This is a genomic window from Staphylococcus sp. HMSC069D12, from assembly GCF_001810405.1.
Lineage (GTDB): Bacteria > Bacillota > Bacilli > Staphylococcales > Staphylococcaceae > Staphylococcus > Staphylococcus haemolyticus.
Genome location: NZ_KV801108.1, coordinates 77,219 through 101,029 on the forward strand (window position 1 = coordinate 77,219; position 23,811 = coordinate 101,029).

25 protein-coding genes and 1 pseudogene are annotated in these 23,811 nt (G+C 32.3%); 16 read left to right on the top strand and 10 right to left on the bottom strand.

Annotation, left to right across the window (positions count from 1 at the left end):
• Positions 1–196 precede the first annotated feature (196 nt).
• On the bottom strand, positions 197–1,300 hold the full coding sequence (locus HMPREF2737_RS06135; protein WP_011276483.1) for a 5-methyltetrahydropteroyltriglutamate--homocysteine S-methyltransferase: 1,104 nt from the start codon (positions 1,298–1,300) through the stop codon (positions 197–199).
• A 221-nt stretch (positions 1,301–1,521) separates the two neighbouring features.
• Between HMPREF2737_RS06135 and HMPREF2737_RS06140 the strand changes: the two genes are divergently transcribed.
• The 4 genes from HMPREF2737_RS06140 to HMPREF2737_RS06155 all read left to right on the top strand — a co-directional run bounded on the left by HMPREF2737_RS06140 (position 1,522) and on the right by HMPREF2737_RS06155 (position 4,882).
• The gene (locus HMPREF2737_RS06140; RefSeq protein ID WP_011276482.1) at positions 1,522–2,133 is read left to right on the top strand and encodes a ribonuclease FAU-1 family protein; all 612 of its coding nucleotides are present in this window, start codon (positions 1,522–1,524) and stop codon (positions 2,131–2,133) included.
• Positions 2,134–2,275: 142 nt separating this feature from the next.
• Entirely contained in the window at positions 2,276–3,130 is an 855-nt protein-coding gene (locus HMPREF2737_RS06145) for a LysR family transcriptional regulator (protein ID WP_011276481.1), read from the top strand.
• Between the two features lie 43 nt (positions 3,131–3,173).
• Entirely contained in the window at positions 3,174–4,394 is a 1,221-nt protein-coding gene (locus HMPREF2737_RS06150) for an MFS transporter (RefSeq protein ID WP_011276480.1), read from the top strand.
• Positions 4,394–4,882 carry a DUF456 domain-containing protein gene (locus HMPREF2737_RS06155; RefSeq protein ID WP_037548379.1) on the top strand — a complete coding sequence of 163 codons (489 nt, stop codon included), beginning with the start codon at positions 4,394–4,396 and terminating at the stop codon, positions 4,880–4,882. Before HMPREF2737_RS06150 ends, HMPREF2737_RS06155 begins: the two co-directional genes overlap by 1 nt.
• A 153-nt stretch (positions 4,883–5,035) precedes the next feature.
• Here HMPREF2737_RS06155 and HMPREF2737_RS06160 read toward each other — a convergent pair whose 3' ends face one another.
• On the bottom strand, positions 5,036–5,725 hold the full coding sequence (locus HMPREF2737_RS06160; RefSeq protein ID WP_037548381.1) for a DUF1129 family protein: 690 nt from the start codon (positions 5,723–5,725) through the stop codon (positions 5,036–5,038).
• Positions 5,726–5,850: 125 nt separating this feature from the next.
• On the opposite strand from HMPREF2737_RS06160, the gene HMPREF2737_RS06165 reads away from it, so the two are divergent.
• The 4 genes from HMPREF2737_RS06165 (at position 5,851) to HMPREF2737_RS06180 (ending at position 7,978) form a co-directional block, all read left to right on the top strand.
• Positions 5,851–6,300: a GNAT family N-acetyltransferase gene (locus HMPREF2737_RS06165; RefSeq protein WP_037548383.1), complete on the top strand. Its 450-nt coding sequence runs from the start codon at positions 5,851–5,853 to the stop codon at positions 6,298–6,300.
• A gap of 65 nt (positions 6,301–6,365) precedes the next feature.
• Positions 6,366–6,854, top strand: a complete 489-nt coding sequence (locus tag HMPREF2737_RS06170; protein ID WP_037548386.1) for an SA0632 family lipoprotein — start codon at positions 6,366–6,368, stop codon at positions 6,852–6,854.
• A 180-nt stretch (positions 6,855–7,034) separates the two neighbouring features.
• Positions 7,035–7,331 carry a hypothetical protein gene (locus HMPREF2737_RS06175; RefSeq protein WP_011276475.1) on the top strand — a complete coding sequence of 99 codons (297 nt, stop codon included), beginning with the start codon at positions 7,035–7,037 and terminating at the stop codon, positions 7,329–7,331.
• A 101-nt stretch (positions 7,332–7,432) separates the two neighbouring features.
• The gene (locus HMPREF2737_RS06180; RefSeq protein ID WP_037548391.1) at positions 7,433–7,978 is read left to right on the top strand and encodes a GNAT family N-acetyltransferase; all 546 of its coding nucleotides are present in this window, start codon (positions 7,433–7,435) and stop codon (positions 7,976–7,978) included.
• A 90-nt stretch (positions 7,979–8,068) separates the two neighbouring features.
• Here the strand turns inward: HMPREF2737_RS06180 and HMPREF2737_RS06185 are convergent, their stop codons facing one another.
• From HMPREF2737_RS06185 to HMPREF2737_RS06200, 4 genes are all read right to left on the bottom strand, one after another.
• Entirely contained in the window at positions 8,069–8,635 is a 567-nt protein-coding gene (locus HMPREF2737_RS06185; RefSeq protein WP_037549149.1) for an LOG family protein, read from the bottom strand.
• A gap of 45 nt (positions 8,636–8,680) precedes the next feature.
• On the bottom strand, positions 8,681–9,091 hold the full coding sequence (locus tag HMPREF2737_RS06190) for a YaiI/YqxD family protein (protein WP_370741139.1): 411 nt from the start codon (positions 9,089–9,091) through the stop codon (positions 8,681–8,683).
• Between the two features lie 6 nt (positions 9,092–9,097).
• Positions 9,098–9,772 carry a hypothetical protein gene (locus HMPREF2737_RS06195; protein WP_037548395.1) on the bottom strand — a complete coding sequence of 225 codons (675 nt, stop codon included), beginning with the start codon at positions 9,770–9,772 and terminating at the stop codon, positions 9,098–9,100.
• 213 nt (positions 9,773–9,985) lie between these two features.
• Positions 9,986–10,861: an undecaprenyl-diphosphate phosphatase gene (locus tag HMPREF2737_RS06200; RefSeq protein ID WP_037536471.1), complete on the bottom strand. Its 876-nt coding sequence runs from the start codon at positions 10,859–10,861 to the stop codon at positions 9,986–9,988.
• A gap of 304 nt (positions 10,862–11,165) precedes the next feature.
• Between HMPREF2737_RS06200 and HMPREF2737_RS06205 the strand changes: the two genes are divergently transcribed.
• Positions 11,166–12,797: an ABC transporter ATP-binding protein/permease gene (locus HMPREF2737_RS06205; RefSeq protein WP_037548399.1), complete on the top strand. Its 1,632-nt coding sequence runs from the start codon at positions 11,166–11,168 to the stop codon at positions 12,795–12,797.
• The gene (locus tag HMPREF2737_RS06210) at positions 12,794–14,455 is read left to right on the top strand and encodes an amino acid ABC transporter ATP-binding/permease protein (protein ID WP_037548403.1); all 1,662 of its coding nucleotides are present in this window, start codon (positions 12,794–12,796) and stop codon (positions 14,453–14,455) included. The genes HMPREF2737_RS06205 and HMPREF2737_RS06210 overlap by 4 nt, the downstream gene beginning before the upstream one ends.
• A 148-nt stretch (positions 14,456–14,603) precedes the next feature.
• Here HMPREF2737_RS06210 and HMPREF2737_RS06215 read toward each other — a convergent pair whose 3' ends face one another.
• Positions 14,604–15,041, bottom strand: a complete 438-nt coding sequence (locus tag HMPREF2737_RS06215; protein WP_037548407.1) for a global transcriptional regulator MgrA — start codon at positions 15,039–15,041, stop codon at positions 14,604–14,606.
• Between the two features lie 223 nt (positions 15,042–15,264).
• Here HMPREF2737_RS06215 and HMPREF2737_RS06220 point away from each other — a divergent pair, with 223 nt between their 5' ends.
• From HMPREF2737_RS06220 to HMPREF2737_RS06235, 4 genes and pseudogenes are all read left to right on the top strand, one after another.
• A complete protein-coding gene (locus HMPREF2737_RS06220; RefSeq protein WP_037548410.1) occupies positions 15,265–16,194 on the top strand; it encodes a CobW family GTP-binding protein in 930 nt (309 codons plus the stop codon).
• A gap of 73 nt (positions 16,195–16,267) precedes the next feature.
• The gene (locus HMPREF2737_RS06225) at positions 16,268–16,564 is read left to right on the top strand and encodes a hypothetical protein (RefSeq protein ID WP_037536459.1); all 297 of its coding nucleotides are present in this window, start codon (positions 16,268–16,270) and stop codon (positions 16,562–16,564) included.
• A gap of 175 nt (positions 16,565–16,739) precedes the next feature.
• Positions 16,740–18,305 carry an SLC13 family permease gene (locus HMPREF2737_RS06230; RefSeq protein ID WP_037548415.1) on the top strand — a complete coding sequence of 522 codons (1,566 nt, stop codon included), beginning with the start codon at positions 16,740–16,742 and terminating at the stop codon, positions 18,303–18,305.
• A 98-nt stretch (positions 18,306–18,403) separates the two neighbouring features.
• Positions 18,404–19,777 (top strand): annotated as a pseudogene (locus tag HMPREF2737_RS06235) (deoxyribodipyrimidine photo-lyase).
• A gap of 302 nt (positions 19,778–20,079) precedes the next feature.
• On the opposite strand, the gene HMPREF2737_RS06245 reads toward HMPREF2737_RS06235, so the two are convergent.
• The 3 genes from HMPREF2737_RS06245 to HMPREF2737_RS06255 all read right to left on the bottom strand — a co-directional run bounded on the left by HMPREF2737_RS06245 (position 20,080) and on the right by HMPREF2737_RS06255 (position 21,624).
• Positions 20,080–20,358, bottom strand: a complete 279-nt coding sequence (locus HMPREF2737_RS06245; protein WP_037548425.1) for a hypothetical protein — start codon at positions 20,356–20,358, stop codon at positions 20,080–20,082.
• A complete protein-coding gene (locus HMPREF2737_RS06250) occupies positions 20,355–20,972 on the bottom strand; it encodes a DUF1361 domain-containing protein (protein ID WP_037548429.1) in 618 nt (205 codons plus the stop codon). The genes HMPREF2737_RS06245 and HMPREF2737_RS06250 overlap by 4 nt, the downstream gene beginning before the upstream one ends.
• 232 nt (positions 20,973–21,204) lie before the next feature.
• A complete protein-coding gene (locus HMPREF2737_RS06255) occupies positions 21,205–21,624 on the bottom strand; it encodes a PPC domain-containing DNA-binding protein (RefSeq protein WP_037548434.1) in 420 nt (139 codons plus the stop codon).
• A gap of 240 nt (positions 21,625–21,864) precedes the next feature.
• Here HMPREF2737_RS06255 and norA point away from each other — a divergent pair, with 240 nt between their 5' ends.
• Positions 21,865–23,037 (top strand): multidrug efflux MFS transporter NorA, encoded by a 1,173-nt coding sequence (norA, locus tag HMPREF2737_RS06260; protein WP_037548437.1) that lies wholly within the window; start codon positions 21,865–21,867, stop codon positions 23,035–23,037.
• Positions 23,038–23,297: 260 nt separating this feature from the next.
• On the top strand, positions 23,298–23,783 hold the full coding sequence (locus tag HMPREF2737_RS06265) for a hypothetical protein (RefSeq protein ID WP_037548440.1): 486 nt from the start codon (positions 23,298–23,300) through the stop codon (positions 23,781–23,783).
• Positions 23,784–23,811: the final 28 nt, after the last annotated feature.

A 23,811-nucleotide genomic window follows, 5' to 3' on the forward strand; every position in this document is an offset into this window, starting at 1 on the left:
AACCCCAGCTTGCTTAGCCTGTAGAATTTCTTTAAAAAATTCTCTTTGTTGAGGCCTCGCCCACCAGGCAAGGTTGATTAGAATTAAAAAAAGCTTGTTAAAAGCGCATTTTTAAATCGGTCAACTTCTGCCAATATATATTTATAGCCTGAGTCATTGAATTATGCTCAGGCTCTTTTTAGAATTCAATAAGGTGTTAATTAGCGCTGCCTAATAACTCATTAGATAGCTCTACAACATATTTTAATTTAGTCCATTGTTCTTCTTCTGTGAGCTGATTACCTTCTTCAGTTGAAGCGAATCCACATTGAGGACTCAAACATATTTGATCTAGAGAGATGTATTGTTGTGCCTCTTTAATACGTTGTTTAATTAATTCTTTATCTTCAAGTTCGGGTGTCTTAGAAGTAATTAAACCTAGTACGGCATAAGCCTCCTTATCAAAATAGCGTAAAGGCTCAAAGTCGCCAGAACGCTCATCATCATATTCTAAGAAAAATCCATGCAGGTGCTCTTTAAATAAATACGGAGCAATCGCTTCGTAACCACCTGAAATTGCCCATGTTGATTGATAGTTACCACGACAAATGTGTGTAGTTAAAATTAAATCCTTTGGAAGACCTTCGACAGCATCATTTACTACCTTATATGCTAATTCACGAGCTTGAACTTTTTCTTCATCTGTACGTTGACGTCCTCGAACTTTATGTGTACCGTCAGTCAGACCAGCCCAATATACATCGTCTATTTGTATGTATCTTGCACCTAAATCATAAAAATGTTGCAATGATTGGCGATAAGCTTCAGAAATATCATGAGCAAAGTCTTCAATATTTGGATAAATATCTTCATTCAATATGTTAGGGTGGAATAATTGGTTTGGACTCGGAATTGATACTTTTGCGGTAGCGCGTCCATTAACTCTGTCATATAAGAACTTGAAATGGTCAAAATGGGGGTGATTAGGATTATATCTAACTTTATCAACTACTCTTACATTATGGGCACGCGTTTCTAGTCCTTCAAATTCTAGCCCGTGATCAGGAGTGTAACCTTCGACACCATCTAGATTTTCTAAGAAATCAAAGTGCCACCAACTTCTTCGAAATTCACCATCAGTAATACTATGTAAACCTATTTCTAATTGCTTCTCTATAATACGGTCGATTTCCTCATCTTCTATTTGTTTTAGCTCTGCACCACTGATTTCATTTTGATTATATTTAGCGCGAGCGTCCTTTAATCTTTGAGGTCGTAACAAACTTCCAACATGGTCTGCTTTAAAAGGTCTGTAAGTCAATAGCAGTTCCTCCTTCATCAATTTATTTAGAATTTTCAGATAATATAAACATAAACTAACAAATACGAGTATTTTTGTCAATTTTCCCTAAAAATTAATTAGTTGTAGTAAAATAAAATTGAAAATTTTTATATGTTTATGTGCGTAATTCAATTAAAAACGACCAAAGATGACATCAATTAGTTAGTTTAATATAATAATGACAAGGAGTTGGTGGCTTTATGAAAATTAAATATATAGATAAACGTCACTGGCGTCGCCTATTAGAACGTGATTACATAGAAGTTAAGGTAAATAATAATAGATTTAAGGGTATTATTGGCTTGGTCACGATGAAGAAGGTTCGTGAACCTTTAGAGGTGACGGTAGTAGGCCAGAATATAATTGTTGCTGATGACAATTATCAATGGTTGCAGATTTTGCCGGAAAAGAAACGATATAGTATTACTGCAATGTTTGATGATAAAGGAAATCCATTGGAGTATTACTTCGATATCAATATTAAGAATATTACTCAAAAGGGCAATGCTAGAACACTCGATTTATTCTTGGATGTGCTTGTGTTACCATCAACTGGAGAATATGAGCTCGTTGATGAAAATGATTTGAAATTAGCATTAAAAAATGAACAAATCACTAAAAAACAATATCATGAAGCTTATATGATTGCGCATCAAGTAATGATTGAAATCAATGAAAATTTTGATGATGTTAATAATCGAATTATGTATTGCTATAACAAGATGGTTGGTAAGTTGAAAAAGCCAAATTATAATAAGACGTATAAAAAACATATTCAACATCATAAGCCACATGTAAATAAAGGGAAATAATGGAACTTTAAGCCTTTAATATTAGGAGCGAAGCGGAACGATAAGTAAATGTGAAGCATTGTTTATATAGTTTTCGTTTCGGTCTTAAACTTTTTTGTTGCTCATAGCCATGTTCATGAATAAACATTAGTAGGGGGAAGCTATGAAAATAGAAGACTATCGATTATTAATTACATTAGATGAAACCAAGACGTTACGTAAAGCAGCAGAAATATTATATATTTCTCAACCAGCTGTAACACAACGACTTAAAGCAATAGAGCATTCATTTGGTGTAGACATATTTATCCGTACAAAGAAACAATTAATCACTACCACTGAGGGTGCTATGATTATTGAGCACGCTCGTGACATGTTAAAACGAGAGCGTGTATTTTTTGATAAAATGCAAGCACATATTGGAGAAGTGAATGGTACCATTTCAATTGGTTGCTCATCATTGATTGGTCAAACGTTATTACCAGAAGTATTAAGTTTATATAATTCACAATTTCCAAATGTTGAGATACAAGTTCAAGTAGGTTCTACAGAACAAATTAAAGCAAATCACAGAGACTATCATGTGATGATAACTCGAGGAAATAAAGTAATGAACTTGACTAATACACACCTCTTTGACGATGATCATTATTTTATCTACCCAAAAGAAAGAAAGAGCGAGGTTTCTAAATTACCTTTCATAGAGTTTCAAGCTGATCCTATCTATATTAATCAAATTAAAGAATGGTATAATGAGAATCTTGGACAAGACTATCATGCAACGATAACAGTGGATCAAGTTGCTACATGCAAAGAAATGTTAGTAAGTGGTGTAGGGGTTACGATTCTTCCGGAAATCATGATGAAAAATATAGATAAAAATATGTTTGAATTTGAAAAGGTAAACATCGACAATCAACCACTTATTCGCTCAACATTTATGAGTTATGACAGTAGCATGTTACAACTCCCTCAAGTTGAGTCATTTGTTACTTTGATGCTTAACTTTATTCGCTAATCATTAGGATAACGTGTAATTAAAAAAGAATAGAGGTAGAAAAATGTTTGCAGTATTGTTGCATATAAAAAACTACAAATTATTCGTTGTGAATATGATGCTATTAGGTATGGGGATTGCCATCACAGTACCTTACTTCGTCTTATTCGCGACTAAAGAGCTAGGGATGACAACTAACCAATTCGGTATTCTGCTTGCCCTAGCAGCAGTGAGTCAATTTACAGTCAATTCTATTGTCGCTCGCTTTTCAGATACGCATAGCATTAATAGAAAAGTACTCATCATTAGTGCACTAATGATGGGGGCTATTAGTTTCTCGATTTATTTTTATATTCATAATATTTGGTTGTTTATTATTGTATACGCTATTTTTCAAGGGTTATTCGCTCCAGCAATGCCACAATTATATGCATCTGCACGTGAATCCATTAACGTTTCATCTTCAAGAAATAATGCTAAATTTGCCAATACTGTTTTACGCTCTATGTTTTCTTTTGGTTTCTTATTTGGTCCGTTAATCGGAGCGTATTTAATTCAATTTATGGGATATGCTGGACTTTTTGGTGGCACCGTCTTTATTTTATTATTCACACTTGTTTTACAAATCTTCTTCTATAAAGATTTAAATTTATCAGCAAAAGAGCAAGTTGGTGGTACAGCCAATATTGAGAAGACTGCGCCTAATATGCTTAAAGATAAAACACTATTTATTCCATTTATAGCATTTATTTTATTACATATAGGTCAATGGATGTACACAATGAATATGCCGCTATTTGTCACAGATTATCTTAAGGAGCAAGAGGGATATGTAGGAACGCTAGCAAGTTTATGTGCCGGCTTAGAAGTTCCCTTTATGGTTATATTAGGTATGTTATCTGCTAAGTTAGCTACTCGAACGTTGTTAATCATAGGTGCAGTTAGTGGTGGTGCCTTCTATTTTAGTATTGGTGTTTTTGAAAATATCTATGCTATGATGATCGGACAAATCTTCTTAGCACTATTTTTAGCTATCTTACTCGGATTAGGTATTAGCTATTTCCAAGATATTTTACCTGATTTCCCAGGTTATGCTTCAACATTATTTGCGAATGCAATGGTGATTGGACAGTTGTTAGGAAATTTATTAGGTGGTGCAATGAGCCATTGGGTTGGATTGGAGAATGTTTTCTTTGTTTCAGCAACATCTATTTTCATAGGAATGATATTGATATTCTTTACGAAAGATCAAAAATATACGGAAGCGGATGTGAAAGTTAAGTAATGGAAGTTGTTTTATGGATATTAATACTATTATCATTTGTTTTAGCATTTGTAGGTTTAATTAAGCCTATTATTCCATCTGTACTTGTGCTATGGGTAGGATTCTTAATTTATCAATTTGGATTCTCTCAAGATGGGTTATCATGGATATTTTATGTAGCTATGATTTTGTTCACTGTATTTATTTTAGTATCTGACTTTTTAATGAATAAATACTTTGTAAATCGCTTTGGCGGTTCTAAATTGGGTGAATATGCTGCGTTAATAGGTGTGATTGCTGGGTGCTTCGTCCTTCCACCATTCGGTATTATCATCGTACCTTTTATAGCAGTGCTCATTGTAGAATTAGTGCAAGATTTTGATTTTGGAAAAGCACTTAAAGCAAGCATTGGATCTGTAGTAGCATTTTTAGCGAGTTCGGTTGCACAAGCGTTAATTATGTTCATTATGGTCATTTGGTTCTTTATAGATGTGTTTTTAGTAGGATAATTAAAAAAAGGTTAAGTCATTCATATCAAAGTGGCTTTGAGTTTTCAATTCGTCTTTTGAGAACGTCATTGCGCACGTACGATACAGATGCTTAACCTTTTTTATTTTTTGTAAAATGCTACTTTACAAGTCTTAGTTCATCGTGACAACGTATTATAAGATAGTATTTGAATCTTTGTTAACAAAATGATGTTGTATATAAAAAGCAATCGGCGTAATGATGGCTGAAATTATAATAAATGACCAATTACTAATAAGAATGTAAGGACCAAAAGCTAAAAATGATTGCGGAATAAAAAAGACATAAAATAGAGCGACTAACAGTAAAGCGATAATAGTGTAATTAAATAACCACACCCAATGTGAATTATTGAAACTTTGAAGTTGAACCGTCTTAAATATGACTAATATAAACATAAAAATAATAAATAAACCTGCTATGACACTAATCGGAAATGTATACAAGTAAACTTTATTATTATCTCCACCAATAAAAAAGCCAATAAAGCCTTTAAAGAAACAAAAAATACCAATTAAAAAAATAAAATTCCTGAAAATATACTTAAATATATTTTGAAACGTTTCATTAGGCAATGATTTAATTTCTTTTTTAGCATGTGCTTTTGGATTATGTTCGAAAAACTCTAATGCTAACGTACCTTCATTCTCAGCTTCTAATAATCTTTTTAATATACGACTTAGCATTACCTCACTGTCATGCGGATTGACGCGTAAATCAGCGCGGATGTATGTCATATAATTTTCAAAGATTTCTCTATCTGTATTATTTAGGCGCAATGATTTTACATTATTTTCACGTGCTAATTTCGCAGTGGATTTCATTGACTAAGCTCCTTAACGTCTAAACTTATTTTATTTTTAATAATAATAGATTATTATATGTTAAATATGGATAATCATACCATAGATAAATATAGAATATAATGTATAACATAAAGGAAGTCATTATGCGAAAACTAACTGTTAAAGATATAGAATGGATTGAATCCATCGCAAAGATACAAGAATATTATATTGAAAAGCGAGAAATACATTACAATGCGACACATCTATCAATTGGATTACGTCAAGATATGATTATTCAACGATTAAAGCACAGTAATGATATAATTTTAATTGAACTGAGCGAAGACACACGGTGCTTAATTTCGTTTATTTGGGGTCATTTTGAGGCTGTTCAAGAAAAAGTAATCACTGAGATGATATACACTGACCCTCATTTTCGAGGACTGGGTCATGCTAAGCGTCTAAAGATTGCTTTAGAAAATTGGGCGATTGCAATGGGTGCTAAATCAATTGAAGGTATGGTTGATACTACAAATGATGCAATGATTGAGCTCAATAAAGCGAATGATTATGCGATAAGTCATGTAAAAATGCGTAAAGACCTAAGGTAAACAAATGAATAGGTTCTTAATTCATGTTAAAATAATATTACTCATTCGTAATAAAGGAGATAAGTATGAAAAAATGGTTGATACTTCTACTTTCTGCGACACTTATGTTGTCTGCTTGCGGTAAAAGTGATGAAAGAGCATCATTAGAGAAAGATGTTAAAGAACTTCAAAAAGAAAATGATGATTTGAAAAATCAAAAGAAAGACTTAGAAAAGCAAAAAGAGAAACTTAACGACCAACGTGAAAAGCTTCAAAAAGAAGTGGATGATTCAGTTGCGACAGAATCAGCTAAAGATGATTCGGAAAGTGATGAAAGTGATAGTAGTGACTCAAATCAATCATCAGATAGCGATACATACAAACAGTCTAAGAGCCAAAGTACCACTGAAAATAGCACTTCAAGTAACGAAACGAATACTTCTAAGGCAAATGGTGGTAGTGATTCACAGCAATCTAACCAATCTAATAATACTCAAGAGGGTCAATCAAATAGCGGTGAAAATGCTACAAGTGGACAAAGTAGCTCAGACGATACATCATCAAGTAGCCGTTAATAAAATTACTTAAATAATGAAGGCAATTTAGCCGGCCTCATACGTCAAGTTTGACATGTACGGATATAGGGTAAACTAAATCTAAATCATTTACAATTCACAATTTAATCATTGTATAAATTAAGCTTAACTACATAATAAAACGTTTAATCATAAACTATAATATTGGAGAGATGACACATGCATGAACAAGATTTTCACATTTTAGAAGGTCGCGAAATCACATTACCTGAATTAGGACGTGAAATTGAAAATATTACTGGACGTACAATTGTTGATTCTACTGGTGAAATCAAACGTGTGGTTGCACACTTACCAAACTTTGAATCTGATACCGACACATTTGTAGCTACATTTAAACTTAACCATCGTAATGACTTTGTAGATGCAACTTTTGTTGCACCTAAAGATCAACGTGATCGTTTAAAAGAGATTCCAGTACACATTGAACTCGTTAGTTATATATCTAGAGGTTAATTAGTTACTCAATCAAATTTAAAGACGGATAAAGTGTGCTATGGTCTATATCCATATCGCACTTTTTTACTCATGTATTTCTTTAAAATGGGGTGTTGAAAATGGCTACATATATAGAAACAGAAAGACTTAAATTACGAGACTGGAAGCAAGAAGATTTATTGCCATTTCAAAAGATGAATGCTAATCCTCAAGTGCGACGCTATTTTCCAAGTTTATTAAGTTATCGACGTTCTGAATTAGATATGAAAAAAATGGATGACATTATTAAAGAAAACGGTATAGGCTTATTTGCAGTTGAACTTAAAGAGACTGGCGAATGGCTTGGTTTTATTGGGGTTAATTATATACCTCAAGATAGCCAATACCCATTTGAGGAATTACCACTGTATGAAATTGGATGGCGTCTTATTCCAGAAGTATGGGGTAACGGACTTGCCACTGAAGGTGCAACAGCTGTATTAGCATTTGCCAAAGAAAAGGGGATTGAAGCTATTTATAGCTTTACTGCAGAAAATAATTTGCCTTCTAGAAAAGTAATGGAAAAAATTGGCATGACATTATATGACCATTTTGAATTACCAGAGTTAAGCAAATATCATATGTTAAAAAGACAAGTACGTTATTATAAACAATTATCAATATAAGATTAAAAGCGACATGAGATTGGATAGTTATATTATGTGATAAATAATCACTTTTATAAATATAATAGTCCAAAACATGTCGCTTTATAATTAATCGTATGTACGTATACCTAAGGGTTTAAAATTAAGTAACCCATTAATTAAATCTTCTTTAGAATTATATAAAGGTGCTAATTGTTTATATTTTTCATCAATAAACCCTTCTTCAATCATACTATTTATAAGTTGTTGAAGTGGATTGAAGAATCCATTTAAATTATAAACGGCAATTGGTTTTTCATGAATGCCAATTTGCGCCCAACTATAAGTCTCGAAAAATTCCTCAAGAGATCCAGCGCCACCAGGGGCCATTACAAAAGCATCTGCAAGTTCCGCCATTTTTTGTTTGCGTTCATGCATTGAATCTACAAGAATAAGTTCGCTCACTTTTTGACTAGTGATTTCTTTTTCATCTAACATCTTAGGCATTACACCAATAGCATGTCCACCGTGATCTAATACACCATCTTGAATTGCACCCATAATACCTACAGAACCTGCACCAAAAACTAATTCATAACCTTGCTCAGCCATATATTTACCAAGTTCGTATGCTTCTTTAACATAAATGGGGTCTTTACCTTTACTAGCACCGCAATATACTGCAATTCGCTTCATTATTCTTCCTCCTATAGTTGTTTGATAACTGATTTAAATGCACGCTCAAATTTTTTTATCTTCTTTTGAAAAAGGGGGAGGCCCTTTATGACGACCGCCTTGCTTTCTTATCTGTGCATTATTATAACGTTGTTGTAATAACATATCTATGTTACTTGAAAGATACAAATGCCCTTTATGGTGCATTACAATCTTAACTTTAGATAGTAATAAACTGGCAAGTCCATAATCTTGAGTTATTACAATGTCTTCTAGTGTAGTTAGCTTTACAATTTTATAGTCAACAGCATCAAGTCCATCATCAACATAAATTGTTTCAACGTGATTCGGGAGCACTTTATTTGAGTAATGGCTAAAGCTGCGTAAAATGGTAACAAAAATGCCTGTCCCAATAGTTAATTCAATTACTGAATCAACTACTGGACAAGCATCTCCATCAATGATTACACGTGTCATAAAGCATTACGCCTTATTGTTATCTTCATTTTTATTTTGTGTAACAATACTTTCAGCCTCATAATCTTTGAACTTTTTCATTTCTTTGATGCGTGCTTTTTCTTCTTGCTTTTGTAATTTCTCTTCTTCTTTATGACGTTTATCAATAATTTTTTGGAGCTTTTTATCTAACTTATTAACGTCTTTTTTATTATCTTTCTCAAGTTTTTCGCCTTTTTTCTCTGTCTCATCATCAAGTTTACCAGGAGTTAAACCAACTTTTTCTTGATATTTTTGAGTTTTTTTCATGTCTTTAATGCGTTGTTTTTCGTTCTTTTCACGCTCTTTTTCTTCTTCTTTATGACGTTGTTCGATATTTTTTTGAAGTTTTTTATTCATTTTGTCAGCTTCTTTATAGTTTTTCTTAGCTAACTTTTCGCCTTTTTTCTGAATGTATTCAGGGTCATTTTCTTTTGCAATTTTCTTTAATTCACGTTTGTTGTCGAATTCTTGTTTTTTATCTCCTAAATACTCTTTTGCACCTGTTGCTTTATTCGCAATCGCTTGTCCTGCATTTGACGTTGCATGAGTTGCTTTTTGTACCTCAGGATGAGATTTAATACGCTTACGTTCTACTACTAGTGGCACAATAATGATTGGTAAAACATTAATCGCCGTTTTAATGATTTTCTTTTTGTCCATACTCGTTGCCTCCATTAGATTTACTATTTATCTTCATTACCCTATGATACATCATACTAAACGAAGGAACTAGCTAGAACCCTTATATTAACTTGAGTAAAACTAGGTAGGTTAAGAGAGCGTCTTAGTCAGCTAATTGACTAAAAAAATCGCCAAAGATTAAATCTTTGACGATGTTATGTGACGTAAAGACATTATTAGATTGATTTATAATTAACCTGAAATGCCTTGACCAATTCCAAAGCCGAAGTAAAGAATGGCTATAATAATTACCAATACGATACGATAAATTGCAAATGGTACTAACTTAACTTTATTAATTAAGTGTAAGAATGTTTTGATTGCAATCAAGCCAACAATAAAGGCAGCCAAGAATCCAATTAAATAAAATGGAATATGTGCAAGTTCAATATATTGATAGTTTTTAACTAATGATAGTGCACTTGCAGCTAGCATAATAGGTACAGCCATAATGAAGGTAAAGTCAGAAGCAGACTTATGATCTAACTTCATCAAGACACCTGTTGAAATCGTAGAGCCAGATCTACTGAAACCAGGCCACATTGCTACCGCTTGAGAGATACCAATTACGAATGCTTGAACATAATTGATTTGGTCAACTGACTTAGGATTTTGAACTTTTTTACTATATTTGTCTGCAATAATCATATAAATTGCACCTAAGAATAAACCAATCATTACAGTAGGAACACTAAATAAATGTGCTTCAATAAAATCGTCGAATAACACACCTAATATACCAGCTGGAATCATACCAACTAATACGTGTAGTAAATTTAATCGACGTGGTTTAGAACGAAATTCTTCATTTATTGAAGTGTTTCTATACTTGCCAATATGTAACATTTCGAAATAACGCTCACGGAATACCCATGCCGCAGCAAAAACAGAACCTAATTGAATTACGACTTTAAATGTAAAAGCTGAATGAGGACCTAGAAATTCAGTCGATTTTAACCACATATCATCCACTAGAATCATATGACCTGTAGATGAAACTGGAGCAAATTCAGTTAAACCTTCGACAATACCTAAGATAAGGCCCTTGATAAACTCGATAATAATCATAAGTAACCTCTTTCTTTTATTAAAAATTTAAAATATTGTTGTCTTTAAATATATTGTTGTCAAAATTCACTTTTCTATAATATCATAACGCATCAAATCAACGCTAATAATAATGAGATAACTAATAATTGATTTTATATACAATATATCGCAGTACCTTTATTAATTTACTGATATAACGTAACTTACCGCAACGGACTTAAGGATGAGATGTTATGTTCATTATATTGTCACTGTTTTTTAAAAGATATTAAATGATAAACATTTGAGAACCTTTTATAATAATAAATTAGGTGAAGATAAAGTGAAAAAACTAATGAATTTAGTCTTTAATTATAAAGTATTTCCATTATTTATGGGAATTGTGAGTATGTTCTTAGCAATAACAGTAGTGGTTCAGAATATATGTATTGCGAGTTTTTTAAATCGAGTGCTTTACAATCATTTGAGTTCTGTAAATTCATTATTGATTATCATCTTAATCGTTTTAATTCTTAGAGCAACATTGAATATGATTAACTTAAGATTAGGTGATATGTTAGCTGGCAAAGTTAAACATCAATTGCGTCGAGAAGTTGTTTTGAAAGAATCAACTATTGCTACAGGAACGCAAATTAATATTTTAACAGAGACAATAGACGGACTATCCCCGTTTTTTAAAAATTATTTGCCACAGGTCTTTAAATCTATGATGATCCCTTTAATGATTATCATAGCAATGTGTTTTATTCATTTAAATACTGCATTAATAATGATAGTTACAGCACCGTTTATTCCACTTTTTTATATCATTTTTGGACTTAAAACACGTGATGAATCAAAAGATCAAATGACGTATTTAAATCAGTTTAGCCAACGTTTTCTTAATGTGTCTAAGGGACTGATTACACTTAAACTTTTTAGACAGACAGCCCACACGAAAAAACAAGTATACGAAGATAGTACACAATTTCGAGATTTAACGATGCGCATATTAAAGAGTGCATTTTTATCAAGTTTGATGCTCGAATTCATAAGTATGCTTGGTATTGGATTGGTTGCATTAGAAGCAGCATTAAGTCTTGTTGTTTTTCATAATATTGATTTTAAAACAGCAGCTATTGCAATTATATTAGCTCCTGAATTTTATAATGCTATAAAAGATTTAGGACAAGCTTTCCACACAGGTAAGCAAAGTGAGGGTGCTAGTGATGTAGTTTTTGAATTTTTAGATTCTGAAAACACACCGCTTACTAATCGAGAAATAGTAAAAGAGCAACAAGAATCACTTATTAAGATGCGCAACGTCAACTATCAGTATCCTAATAGTCCTTCTTATGACATTCGTGATATATCGCTCAAGATATATAAGGGTGAAAATGTAGCTATTGTAGGACCAAGTGGTGCAGGTAAAACGACTTTAGCCAAATTACTTACTCAAATAGTACGTCCGACGAGTGGGCATGTGTCCTTTAACAAATGTGTTAATCAAATTGGAATGCTCAGTCAAAATCCTTATATTTTTTCAGCATCAATTAAAGATAACATAGCAATGTTTAAAAAAGTTGATGACGACCAAATTCTTCATGTGTTAGAGATGGTTGGTCTAAAAGAAAAGGTTATGTCTCTAAAAAATGGTATTCATAGCAGAATAGGTGAAGGTGGAGAAATGCTATCAGGCGGACAAATGCGTCGTATTGAGTTATCAAGGGTATTATTGATGAATCCTGATATTGTTGCTTTTGATGAACCTACGACTGGCCTGGATATAGAGACTGAAACTGTTATTCAACAAGTTATCTCACAACATTTTGAAGGGGTAACGATGATTATGATTGCCCATCGCGATTCAACGCTTCGTCAAGCAACGCGACGATTATTTATAAAAGATGGTTACTTAGTTGAAGATGATCAAACGATTTCTGTAAGACTTGAAAAGGGTGGTGACTTAGTGTGAAACCACAAATTCGATTTCGACCTGACAAAGATTTAATATTAGCAATATTGACGGGTGTTATTGGGAGTGTCGTTGCATTAGCAATGTTCTTCTTAAGTGGGTACATGGTAACTCAAAGTGCTTTAGGCGCACCTTTATATGCATTAATGGTGTTAGTTGTATCAGTTAAGTTGTTCGGTTTTATACGTGCGATTGCAAGATACGGGGAGCGTTTACTATCACATAAAACGACATTTACAATGTTACGAGATGTTCGGGTTCAATTTTTAGAAACATTAATCCCTAGAGTACCTAATTTATATCGCCAATATTCATCTGCTGATTTATTGACTAAAATGATAAGCAAAGTCGAAGCTTTACAAAACATCTATTTAAGAGTCTATTATCCACCGGTTGTCATTGGTTTCACAGCAATTATTGCAGCAGTAACATTGGTATATTTTAGTGTTATGCATGCTATAGTTATCATTATAAGTATGTTGTGTTCACTTTGGCTTGTACCGTGGTTGAGTGCTAAACGTGCAGGTAAATTGAAGCAACAAGTTGCACAACAGCAACAAACTACGATTACCCAATTTTATGATTATAAAGAAGGCTATGCTGAGTTAAATCGTTTTAACAATGCAGAAGCCTATCGTGAAGATTTAATGAACGCATTAGAATCGTATGACAAAATGCAATCGAAAGAAACGAGATTTTTAACTTTATATGATTATATGCTAAATATAATCGCAATGATCGCTATATTTGCTACCTTAGCATTGGGATTTATTCAAGTTAAAGAAGGACAATTAAATGTTGTGTATTTAACGAGTATTGTTTTGATGATGTTAACTCTATTCGAACAAACAGTGCCTATGAGTAACTTTGCATATTATAAAGCAGATACAGATGAAACGTTAAATAGTTTAAATGATGTTCTATCATATCCAGTAGATCAATCTAAGCAATCATTGGTAACAAAACAGAGTAACGTCTACAATATTAGGAATGTATCGTTTAGTTATGAACATCAAGAATTACCAACGTTATCCAATATTAATTTAACTGTTGGGAAAGGGGAGAAAGTAGCGATTGTTGGACCATCTGGTTCAGGTAAAAGTACATTATTACAAATTATGAGTGGTTTGTACGATATCGATGAAGGACAAGTTTCTCTTGATGGTCAGAACATATCACAACTAGATGAAGACATTCGCTTTGAAAAGCTTAATGTTCTTTTACAATCACAACAATTATTTGATGGTACATTACGTTACAATATGTTCTCTAGTAAAAGTGATGATGTCATTCAACGTGTCTTAACGAGCCTCAATTTAGGCTATCTAGATCTAGAAAAAACAATCACTTTAGATGGAAACACATTATCAGGTGGTGAGATGCAACGTATTGCACTAGGGCGACTTTTTCTAAAAGGTTCCCCAATATGGTTATTAGATGAACCAACGACTGCATTAGATGAGGATAATACTAAACAAGTGATGCAAATGATTGATGAACAAGTTGAAACATTGGTTATTGCAACGCATGATTTAAAATTACTGCCATATTTCGACAAGATAGTTGTTCTTATTGATGGACAGATTAAAGAACAAGGGAGTTATGATGAACTAAGTCATGGCAACCATTATTTAAATCGTTTATTAAAAATGAATTAGACAATGTTTAAGTATACGCATACCTTGTCTTAAAACGAAAAACCTGAGGTATCTGTTATAGATAACTCAGGCTTTTCGTTATTGATAAATATATAGTAATTTGATTCGAAACGAATAACTTTAATTGGCTTAGTATTAGCATGTCATTTTACTTTGACTCGGTAAAAGCATCGATGACTTTTCCCAATAGACGATTGAGTTCATGTACTTCATCATTACTTAAAGAAGAAGCATTCGCGACTTTTTGAGTTGCATCGCTTAATTCAGGTTTGATTTTTTCGCTTTTCTCAGTAAGATGAATAAATACTTCACGTTGATCAACTTCAGATCGTTCGCGTTTGATGAGGTCAACTTGTTCCATTCTTTTTAATAAAGGTGATACAGTACCAGTATCTAAAGCTAGTTCTGTAACTACCTTTTTAACATTTACAGGAGATTCATCCCATAAAATACTTAGCACTAAAAATTGTGGGTAAGTAAGATTGTACTTTTTAAAGACTTTATTTGAATAGTAGCGATTAACTTGTCTTTGTGCATTGTACAAACTAAAGCAGAGTTGCTCTTTCAAATTATGTTGTTCAGACATTAAAGTTCTCCTCCAGACATTCTATCCGTCTCTCTATGTTTCGGATTAAATTTCGTCTATGTTGTATAAAATATAACTTGCAACACACTTCGTCTCAATGCCATGCTAAAATTAAAGTATGTTTAAATTCTAGAAGATATTTCTATTTTAATCAAGTGTAATCTAAAATAAATACATATATTATCATATTCAAATTAATTTTAAAAAGAAAAGAGATTTTAAAATGATAAATAATAAAAATGAAAAAATATCAATTACAATCGTAAATGGCTTTTTAGGAAGTGGTAAAACTACATTTCTAAAACATTATATAGAGCAATTATTAAAAAAAGATGAGAAAATAATAATTATAATGAATGAATTTGGATCTTTTGACGTTGATAGTTTATTACTTGGAAATGATGTTTCCATTCATTCATTAATTAATGGCTGCGTATGCTGTGATTTAAATAACAATTTAGTTAACCAATTGAAACAGTTGATTGATCAAACAGATACGAGTCATATTCTTATAGAAGCAACTGGTTTAGCGCATCCCCTTGAGATTTATTCGGCTTGCCAAGACCCTACAATAATAAAAAATATTCATGAACCAACAATTATTGGTATTGTAGATGCACAAAGATTTACTAAAAAAGAAGTCTATAGTCCTTCAACAACTCAGTTATTAGAAGAACAATTACGTTATAGTGATACGATAATACTAAATAAAACTGATTTAATAGGTGAAGAAGCACTTAACGACGTTAAAGAAAATTTAAATAAACTCAATCCACAAGCGCCTATAATTATTACCACTTATAGTCAATTTAATGATGAACAAATCAACGGTAAAGTGATTCAACATAATGAAATTCAGCATAAACATACACATCATCATGGGATTCAGTCGATGCAGTATACATTTACAGCAGCAATAGACCGTCAGTTATTTTATCAATTTATAATGCGTTTGCCAGATAGTGTACTTCGCTTAAAAGGATTTGTGAAGTTTAGAGATCTACCAGAAGTAACATATGAATTTCAATATGCAATGGGCTTACCTGATTATGGCATTATCGATAAAGACGTACCGATGACTATCGTTATCATTGGAGAGTCATTAGATACAGATAGATTACGTAATCAACTTGATATGATTCAATTCACATAATATCGTTTTGTCACAGTTATGACATAGGCGTTTACTTTTTTATGTTTTATAATAAAAATAGGAGGGTTTGACCATGAATAACGAGGATAAACGTACGAAGCAAATTCGTTTTGAATTTAGATGTATTACGATTCCTTATACAGTTTTTGCTATTATCGTACTATTGTTTAATATATTTTATACTAACATTAAAGTGACAATGGCTTTATTTGGACTCTTTTTTGCATACAATTTAGGTATTTTATTCATAGCTTTTATTAATCGCTTCAAACGAACACTTATTTTATCTTTAATTTTGACTGTTTTGAGTGCGGCTACATTCTTTACGCTATTATATGTGTTTGGCTTAAATCGTGAAATTTTTGGTTAAATAATTTTGTTAAGAATGACATAGACTTTGTGATAGTCAATAAGACATTATCACAAAGTTTTTTTATGCTCAAAATAATATAAAAAGTGAATATTTTGTATATTTTGTCACATTCTATCATCGTTGAAGCGCTTTCTTGATATACTGAATTTGACGAATTAAGGGAGTGGTAACTATGGAAAAAGTGCAGGCTACACAGGAGAATAACAACCTTTTAAAAAATAAAAAGGAAAAAAAGAGTAAAAGTGGTTATAAGCCATTTTGGATTATTATAAGCTTTGCCGTTTTATTAATTATCTTGTTATTACCAACACCAGCAGGGTTACCAATAATGGCAAAAGGAACACTTGCCATCTTAGCGTTTGCCGTTATTATGTGGGTAACCGAAGCTGTGACGTATCCAGTATCAGCAACAATGATTTTAGGTTTAATCATTTTAATTTGTGGATTTAGTCCAGTCCAACAACTGTCAGAAAAACTAGGTAATCCAAAAGAGGGAGATAAAATATTATCTGGCGCAGATTGGTTAGGCACGGGAAATGCATTAACGCATGCCTTTAGTGGATTTTCGACATCTGCGGTTGCATTAGTAGCAGCGGCATTATTTTTGGCAGCAGCGATGCAAGAGACGCAATTACATAAACGTTTGGCTTTACTAGTGCTATCAATTGTAGGTAATAAAACACGTAATATTGTTATCGGTGCAATCTTAGTTTCAATTTTACTAGCTTTCTTTGTTCCTTCAGCAACTGCAAGAGCGGGTGCAGTTGTACCAATCTTATTAGGTATGATTGCCGCATTCAAAGTATCAAAAGAAAGTAAACTTGCATCACTTTTAATTATTACAGCAGTCCAGGCCGTTTCGATTTGGAACATTGGTATAAAAACAGCGGCTGCTCAAAATATTGTAGCTACTAATTTTATTAATCAGAACTTAGGACACGATGTGTCATGGGGAGAATGGTTCTTATATGCTGCACCATGGTCTATCCTTATGTCAATCGCATTATTCTTTATCATGATGAAAGTGATGCCACCTGAACATAAAGAAATTGAAGGCGGTAAAGAATTGATCAAAGAAGAATTAGATAAATTAGGACCAGTCTCTTTTAGAGAATGGCGTCTGATAATTATATCTGTGTTATTACTTTTCTTCTGGTCTACTGAAAAGATTCTACATCCTATAGACTCTGCGTCCATTACTTTAATTGCTTTGGCAATTATGTTAACACCTAAAGTTGGTGTTATTACATGGAAAGGTGTAGAAAAAACAATACCTTGGGGAACAATTATAGTATTTGGAGTAGGGATTTCACTAGGGAATGTACTATTAAAAACAGGCGCTGCACAGTGGCTGAGTGACCAAACCTTCGGACTTATGGGGTTACAACATATGCCACTCATAGCTACTATTGCTCTTATAACACTATTTAATATCTTGATTCATCTTGGGTTTGCGAGTGCAACAAGTTTATCTTCGGCGCTTATACCAGTATTTATATCACTTACAGCTACATTACATTTAGGTGATCAATCGATTGGATTTGTTCTAATTCAACAATTTGTAATTAGCTTTGGTTTCTTATTACCCGTTAGCGCACCACAAAACATGCTTGCTTATGGTACGGGTACATTCACAGTTAAAGACTTCCTAAAGACAGGTGTACCATTAACGGTTATTGCCTATATCTTAGTGATTATATTTAGTTTGACGTATTGGAAATGGTTAGGATTGGTTTAAAGACTTTGGTTTTCCATTAGGTCGAAACATAAAGTTTCTGATTTTAATTATTGGAAAAAGGGTAAAGTTAATGAACCTTTAATAACAGGAGTGAAATGATGACTATAGGTGTAATACTAAATCGCGTTTTCCGAATTAATAATAATCCTTTATTTGAATATATTCATCAAAATAAAGAGGATATTGAGAAATGCTACCTCATTATTCCACAGGAAATATTCGAAGAAGATGACACAGACATGAAAGCAAATTATTATTTTGGTGTAATGCAATCATTTCTAAATGACTTAAGACAGTATGATATTGAACCCTTCTTGTTAGACTATAGTGATTTAGGAGGTTTTTGTGAGGATAAATCTATCAGTGAAGTTATTGTTGCTGGCGATATTATGAGTTATCATCAAGAAAGTTATGATATTCGTCATTTAAAAAAGGCTTTTAACAAGCAAAATATTACAGTTACCACAGTGTGTGCCAATCACTATTTCAAACCAAGCGCTACGATGAACAAACAAGGGGAACCATACAAAGTGTTTACCAGCTTTTATAAGGCACATCGTTCCAAACTAAGAAAGCATGACTCTTATGCCTATAAATTAAAAGGCTTGTCCGATTTATTCGTGAAATCTCAGCAAAAGTTAAACCAAGATTATTCGAAGTTTGGTCTTTCAGAATCAAAAGCAATTAAAAAATGGAATGATTACATAGAACAAGACATACAAAATTATGAAACCAATCGTGAATATTTGCCTGAAGTCTTAACGAGTCAGTTAAGTATCATTTTAGCTTATGGCATAATAGACATTAAACAAATTGTTACTCAATTGTTAGAGCGTTATGAAGAGGACGAACATAATATTGAACAGTTTATACGAGAATTGATGTTCAGAGAGTTCTATTATGTGTTAATGACACAATATCCAAACACAGCTCATGAGGCATTTAATGAAAAATATCGTGATATTAAATGGGAGTATAATAAGGATGAATTTAAAAGTTGGTGTGAAGGACATACTGGTTTTCCAATAGTTGACGCAGCAATGACTGAACTAAATTAAACTGGATTTATGCATAATCGTATGAGAATGGTTGTTTCACAGTTTTTAACGAAAGATTTGTTCATTGATTGGACTTGGGGTGAGGATTATTTTAGAAGAAAATTAATCGATTTTGATTCCGCATCAAATGTACATGGTTGGCAATGGTCTGCATCTACAGGAACAGATGCTGTTCCTTACTTTAGAATGTTTAATCCAAGTCGTCAGAGTGAACGATTTGATAAAGATGCTTTATACATTAAAACGTTTATGCCACAGTTAAATGATGTTACTCCTAAATTATTACATGAACCTATTAAACATGAAGCGGAGTTAGAACAAGAAGGTATTAAACTAGGTCAGGATTATCCAAAACCACTAGTCGATCATAAAGAAGCAAGAGATCATGTTATGTCAGTATTTAAACAAATATAAAAAATAATTGGAGTGAGATAGCAATCAAATTAAATGCTGCCCCACTCCAATTTACTTTTGTTAGAAGGGAGTGGGGCAGAAATAATATTTTCCAAAATTTATTACACCCCAGCTTACTTAGCTTGTAGATTTTCTTGTTGAAAATCTCTTTGCTGGGGCCCCGCACCCCAGCTTGCTTAGCTCGTGGAATTTCTTTAAGAAATTCTCTTTGTTGGGCCCCCGCACTCAACTACGTTTCATTATCTATATTAGAACTACTTACGTAAATGTGTGAACACTTACTTTCACCAAGGTTTTGAGTGTTATTTTAAGGCAAATAAGCATATATATACGGCTATGTATTCTAAGAAAGTAACCAAATACATATATTTTAATCGTAGTTTGACATTTAATGGCACTTCCCATTTAGGATAACGGCGTTCATAATAAAAAATTTGAACGAGATACAAACCAATACCAAGTGGTAATAACATAAGGATAATACTATGTGTCATACTAAAACCATTTTTATGAAAGAAATGTCCAATAATGAGTTGTAAAGCAATAATAATGATTAGAAGAATCAAAATGTGCCAAATCATTTTGCCACTCTCACTCCTTTCACGAATATAATGATTACGGTTTGTAGTAATACCATAAGTAAAATAAATGTTATGGATTGTGTATTTAAATATGCAATCACCTGATGAATAATAGTGAAAGGTTCAGTGATCAAATGAACAGTATGGAATCTCAAAAAACGACCCATATAAATGCCCAAACCATTTAAGAACATAAGAACTACAATTAGGGTACGATTTAGCCATAAGTTTGAAGTGAAATGCATCAAATTTATAAATATAAGAATCATACAATACATTGCTAAAAAGACGCCCAATAATAGGTAAGTAAAATACAGCCATTCCATAATATTTAATTGAACATAAAAATCAAATGTAAATTGATTTAAATGAATTAAATCCGTTAGCATATAAAACGTATTAGGCACTAGCAATACAAAAATTAAACCAAATATTAAAAATAGTGGCCATTCATATTTTTTTCTTGGCTTAAATAATCTTAATAGTAAACATAACTCAAATGGTATATAAGCTAAAAAGAGGTTTAAACTCATAAAATTAAAAACACGTGTTTCAAATAGTGAGAATGTGAAAAGTATTATGAAATATATTCTGGCAATATAACGCGAAGTCATGTTATACACTACTTTCTTTGAAAAAATAAGAGTTTATTTTAGTTAGTCAATGATTAATAATAAAGGTTACCTAAATGGTAATCAAATATTTAAGCATTATGTTTATCTAGTCAAAAGAAATTTAAAGATATAAAACGCTATTTTAATGTAATAAATGAGGAATACATATAATAACCCATATATGCATATCTAAATATGTCATCTATGGGCTAATTTAATTTATATAATTGCATTAAGGTCTTAATAAGTTCAATCCAGTTTCTTCATCATGTGTACGATTAACATCTAAGTTAGTCATTTGAATTACTATTTCAGCCGTAGCTGATACAATAGCTTTCGTTAAATGACCACTCAATGTTTGGAAATCATGTGTTCCGAATGTTCCATGTAAATGCGCAAATGGTTTATCATCAATATGTGAAATATTGCCAAGTAAACTTGTTAGTTCTAAAGCTTCATTAACTTCACGTGCTTCATATTTTTGAGTGTCTAAATTGTAAAAATTCAACGTTACGTTGTCACATGCGCCTATACCACTAACTGAACCGAATTTCATTTCTTGCTCCACAGCAAATTGTGTTAGGACTTCTACAATATCTTCGCCTTTGTCTAGCACTAAAAGAAACGTTTGACCATCTTTATTATATTTCATCATCGTCACCTCAATTTGATAAGTTACCTACATTATACTAGCCAGTAAGTTTTATTGCTTAGAATTTAAATCTTACTATTGTAATATAGAAGTTAAATAGTATACAATGTCCTAATATTATGTAATTTTCAACTATGTTATTAGACGTAGCTCATTTATATTTAATCAGAAACGTGATTAAAATTGATCTTCAATGAAATGATGAAATTTACCAAACAAAAAATGAAATGAGGTGTCATCATGAAAAAACAATTATTTACATTGTACTTCAATATTTTCTTAATCTTTGTAGGTATCGGATTGGTAATACCTGTACTCCCCGTTTACTTGAAAGATTTAGGTCTAAAAGGTAGCGACTTAGGCATATTGGTAGCAGTGTTTGCCTTATCTCAAATGATTATTTCACCATTCGGTGGTACGATGGCTGATAAACTTGAAAAAAAATTAATTATTTGCATTGGTCTAGTTCTATTTGCCATATCGGAGTTTCTATTCGCTATCGGTCATCATTTTCCTGTATTAATCGCTTCTCGTATATTAGGTGGTTTTAGTGCAGGAATGGTAATGCCTGGTGTAACTGGTATGATTGCAGATATTTCACGAGCTAAAGACAAAGCCAAGAACTTTGGGTACATGTCAGCTATTATCAATTCAGGCTTTATTCTAGGTCCAGGGATTGGCGGATTTTTAGCGGAATTCTCTCATCGAGCTCCATTTTACTTTGCGGGAACTTTAGGTGTATTAGCATTTATCATGTCTTTATTATTAATTCATAATCCACGCAAAGAAACAACTGAAGGATTCCATTCAATCGAACCGGAAGTATTTACAAAAATTAACTGGAAAGTATTTATTACGCCAATTATTTTGACATTAGTACTGGCATTTGGTCTATCAGCATTTGAAACATTATTCTCACTTTATACATCTGAGAAAGCCAACTATACACCACGTGATATTTCAATCGCAATTGTTGGTGGTGGCGTAGCAGGAGCGGTATTCCAAGTCTTTTTCTTCGACAAATTTATGAAATACATGACTGAATTAACCTTTATTATCTGGTCATTACTCTATTCAGCGATTGTACTTGGTTTATTAATCTTGTCGCATAGTTATTGGACGATCATGTTTATTAGTTTTATCGTGTTCATTGGATTCGATTTGATTCGTCCAGCACTTACGAACTACTTCTCTAACATTGCAGGTAATCGTCAAGGTTTTGCGGGTGGATTAAACTCCACATTTACTAGTATGGGGAACTTTGTAGGTCCATTAGTAGCAGGCGCTTTATTTGATGTTAACGTGGAATTTCCTTTATATATGGCAATCATAGTTATGTTGTTCGGTATCGTGATTATTTTTGTTGAAAAAGCACTGCAAGCAACGAGACGTCGAAAACACACAACGAAGTAAAGACCATAGAATAGATAAGTAAGAGATAATATGAATATTAAATGAAATAGGCAATGACATCATTCGTTTTTAATTGAAAAATTGACGATGTCATTGCTTGTTTTTAAATTTATGTTGTTAAATTGTAACAATATAGCGTCGATTATTAATAGAAGTATTACAAAGATTACAGTTATTTTAAATTGCAGTCTACATAATTATTTTTACTCTCTATATATGTTAAGATAAATAAAAATTTAGAGAGAAATGTGGGTAAGGAGATGAATTTAAAAAACATACTTTTAGGTATGGTGGCTGTAATTTTATCGTTATGTCTAGCTTTCTTATTATTTATAGCTACAAACCAAAATGCCTTAGCTAAAGTGCATCAGACAATTTCTACATTTTCAAAGATGAGTAGTGTCTCTGCAACTGAAAAAATGTTAGATATTACTACAAGTCACACAGCTAAAGCATCAGAGAAAAATTCCGATGAACGCAAAATGGAAACACACTATAATAAAATAGATTCCACTTCCCATGACAATGCAAATAGTAATAAGCATGAATATTCTTCTGAAGAATGTAGAATAATTGCTCAAAATTATACGAATCATCAATATGGTAAAGTGGTCAATTTAGAACGTAGTGGTGAAACGAATCAAGATATTACGTATCAATTGAATCCAAACCATCAATCACAAAGTAGTAATATTGCAGTAAATAAAACGGGTAAAATAGAAGCCTTATCTAATAACGCACAATGAGCGCGCCTTTTCTTATAATAGAGAAGAG